General features: G+C 71.2%; 3 protein-coding genes. All 3 read right to left on the reverse strand.

The window, feature by feature from the left end:
• The coding region (locus AC13HU_RS34150) for a biotin/lipoyl-containing protein (RefSeq protein ID WP_483045875.1) at window positions 1-317 on the reverse strand (317 nt) is incomplete at its 3' end.
• 50 nt (window positions 318-367) lie between these two features.
• Window positions 368-1,756, reverse strand: coding sequence for a dihydrolipoyl dehydrogenase (gene lpdA / locus AC13HU_RS34155; RefSeq protein WP_483045876.1), 1,389 nt, complete (start codon window positions 1,754-1,756; stop codon window positions 368-370).
• Window positions 1,757-2,000: 244 nt separating this feature from the next.
• Window positions 2,001-3,515 (reverse strand): leucyl aminopeptidase, encoded by a 1,515-nt coding sequence (locus AC13HU_RS34160; protein ID WP_483045877.1) that lies wholly within the window; start codon window positions 3,513-3,515, stop codon window positions 2,001-2,003.
• Between the last annotated feature and the right edge of the window lie 75 nt (window positions 3,516-3,590).

Consider the following 3,590-nt stretch of genomic DNA (forward strand, 5'->3'; position numbering starts at 1 on the left):
ACCGGGGCCGGCGCGGGCGCCGGTTCCGGGGTGGGTTGCGGCTGAGCCGCGGGGGCCGCGGGCGCCACGGGGGCGCCCGAGCCGTCGTCGATCACGGCCAGTTCGGCGCCGACCTCGACCGTCTCGTCCTCGGCGACCTTGATGGACGCCAGGACGCCGGACGCGGGAGAGGGGATCTCGGTGTCGACCTTGTCGGTCGAGACCTCGAGCAGTGGCTCGTCGGCCTCGACGCGCTCGCCCTCGGCCTTCAGCCAGCGGGTGACGGTGCCCTCGGTCACGCTCTCGCCGAGCGCCGGCAGGGTTACGGAAACCGCCATGGTTGCGGTTGCTCCTAACGATCTGTGCGGATGGGTGGCGTGTTCGAGGGTCAGTCGTGCGAGTGCAGCGGCTTGCCGGCGAGTGCCAGGTGGGCCTCGCCGAGAGCCTCGCTCTGCGTCGGGTGGGCGTGGATGAGCTGCGCGACCTCGGCGGGCAGCGCCTCCCAGTTGTAGATGAGCTGCGCCTCGCCGACCTGCTCGCCCATCCGGTCGCCGACCATGTGGATGCCCACGACGGCGCCGTCGCGCACCTGGACGAGCTTGACCTCGCCCGCGGTCTTGAGGATCTTGCTCTTGCCGTTCCCGGCCAGGTTGTACTTGAGCGTGACGACCTTGTCCGCGCCGTACACCTCCTTGGCCTTCGCCTCGCTGATGCCCATCGAGGCGACCTCGGGGTGGCAGTACGTCACCCGCGGCACACCGTCGTAGTCGATCGGCACGGGCTTGAGGCCGGCCACCCGCTCGGCGACGAGGATGCCCTCGGCGAAGCCGACGTGCGCGAGCTGCAAGGTGGGCACCAGGTCGCCCACCGCGGAGATCGTCGGCACGTTGGTGCGCATGTACTCGTCGACCAGGACGTAGCCGCGGTCCATGGCGACGCCCTGCTCCTCGTAGCCGAGGCTCTGCGAGACCGGGCCGCGGCCGATCGCGACCAGCAGCACCTCCGCCTCGAAGGTCTTGCCGTCGGCCAGGGTGACCTTGACGCCGTTGTCGGTGTACTCGGCGCCCTGGAAGAAGGTGCCCAGGTTGAACTTGATGCCGCGCTTGCGGAAGGCCCGCTCCAGCAGCTTCGAGCTGTTCTCGTCCTCGACCGGCACCAGGTGGGGCAGGCCCTCGACGATCGTCACGTCGGTGCCGAAGGACTTCCACGCCGAGGCGAACTCGACGCCGATCACGCCGCCGCCCAGGATGATCGCCGACTGCGGCACCCGGTCCAGGACCAGGGCGTGGTCGGAGGAGATGATCCGGTTGCCGTCGATGGTCAGGCCCGGCAGCGAGCGCGGTACGGACCCGGTCGCCAGCACGATGTGCCGGCCCTGGATGCGCTGCCCGTTCACATCGACGGAGGTGGGGGAGGAGAGCCGGCCCTCACCCTCGATGTATGTCACCTTGCGCGAGGCCACCAGGCCCTGCAGGCCCTTGTAGAGGCCGGAGATCACGTCGTCCTTGTACTTGTGGACGGCCGCGATGTCGATGCCCTCGAAGGTGGCCCGCACACCGAACTGCTCGCTCTCGCGAGCCTGGTCGGCGATCTCACCGGCGTGCAGCAGCGCCTTGGTGGGGATGCAGCCCTGGTGCAGACAGGTGCCCCCGAGCTTGTTCTTCTCGATCAGGGCGACGTCGAGTCCAAGCTGTGCGGCACGCAGGGCAGCCGCGTAACCGCCACTGCCACCGCCGAGGATCACTAGGTCGAAAACAGTGCTGGCGTCGTTCGCCACGTCACGTCCTCCATGCATGGGTTCGCCGGAGCCGGTCCACCTAGACCGGACGGCGGCTTTGGTTCGGCCGCTTTGTCTCAAAGGGGGCCCTGTCGTGCCGACCCACATCTTCGCACTTGTTGGCGGGCGGTGAGGCATCGGGCCGGGCGGTGTGACGTAGCAGGTACGGCCCCGGGTACCTCACCCAGGGCCGTACGTGACGCATCTCACCTGCTTTTCCTACTTTGCCGCCGGGCGGGACCCGTCAGAAGAGGTCGCCCTCGGCGGCACCGCGGGCGAGACCGACCAGGGTGCGGACGGCGCTGCCGGTGCCGCCCTTGGGGGTGTAGCCGAACGGCGTGCCCTCGTGGAAGGCGGGGCCGGCGATGTCCAGGTGCGCCCAGGTGATGCCCTCGCCGACGAACTCCCGCAGGAACAGTCCGGCGATCAGGCCGCCGCCCATCCGCACCCCCATGTTCGCGAGGTCCGCGATCGGCGAGTCGAAGGTCTTGCGGAGCTGCTGCGGCAGCGGCATCGGCCAGGCGTCCTCGCCCTCCGCGAGTGCCACGGCGTGCACGGCGGCGCGGAACTCGTCGTCGTTGGCCATGATCCCGAACCGGCCGTCACCGAGCGCGAGCACCATCGCCCCGGTCAGCGTCGCCACGTCCACGATCGCGTCGGGCGACTCCTCGGAGGCGCGGGCCAGCGCGTCGGCCAGCACCAGGCGGCCCTCGGCGTCGGTGTTGAGCACCTCGACGGTCTTGCCGCTGTACATCTTCAGCACGTCGCCGGGGCGGATCGCGTTGCCGCCGGGCATGTTCTCGGCCAGCGCCAGCCAGCCGGTCACGTTGACCGCGAGGCCGAGCTTCGCGGTCGCCACCACCGCGCCGAACACGGCGGCCGCGCCGCTCATGTCGCACTTCATCGTCTCGTTGTGCCCCGGGGGCTTCAGCGAGATGCCGCCCGAGTCGTAGGTGATGCCCTTGCCGACGAAGGCGAGCGAGCGGGTCGCGTCGGGGTGCGTGTACGCGACCTTGACCAGCCGGGGCGGCGTCGCCGCGCCCTGGCCGACGCCGAGGATGCCGCCGTAGCCGCCCTTGGCGAGCGCCTTCTCGTCCAGCACCTCGACCTTCAGGCCGAACTCCTTGCCCGCCTCCTGGACGGCCGCGGCGAACGCCTTCGGGTTCAGGTCGTTCGGCGGGGTGTTGATCAGGTCGCGGGCCCGGTTGACCTCCGCGGCGACCGCGACGGCCCGCGCGGCGGCGGCCTTGTGCTCCTTGTCGCGCGGCTTCGCACCGACCACGGTGACCTCGCCGAGCGGGCCGCGCGCGTCCTTCTTGTCGTCGGACCGGTACGCGGTGAAGGCGTACGCGCCCAGCAGCGCACCGGTCGCGACGGCCTCCACGTCGGCGGCGGTGGCGGTCGGCAGCGCGAAGGCGGCCTTCTTGGCACCGGCCAGGGTGCGGGCGGCGACGCCCGCGGCCTTGCGCAGGGCCTCCGCGTCGTACGGGTCGTGCTTCCCGGCGGGTTCGCCGAGGCCGACCGCGAGCACCACGGGAGCCTTCACGCCATCGGGCGCGGGCACCTTGGTCGACTCTCCCTCGGCGCCGGACGCGCCCAGGGTCTCAAGTACGGCGGCCAGCTTGCCGCCGAACGCGTCGTCCACGGCGTCCGCTCCCGCCGCCAGGCGCGGGCCTTTTGGGCCTTTGGTCACGCCTACGACGACAGCATCCGCGCGCAGCGCTGCGGCGGAGGAGGCGCTTAGTGTCAGAGCAGTCACGGTGGGTGGGGTCCTAACGGTCGAAGGGGTGCGGGCCGCCACGCCGGCGGAGCGGCCCTCCGCCGAGCCTACGCT

The organism is Streptomyces sp. NH27, assembly GCF_056859195.1.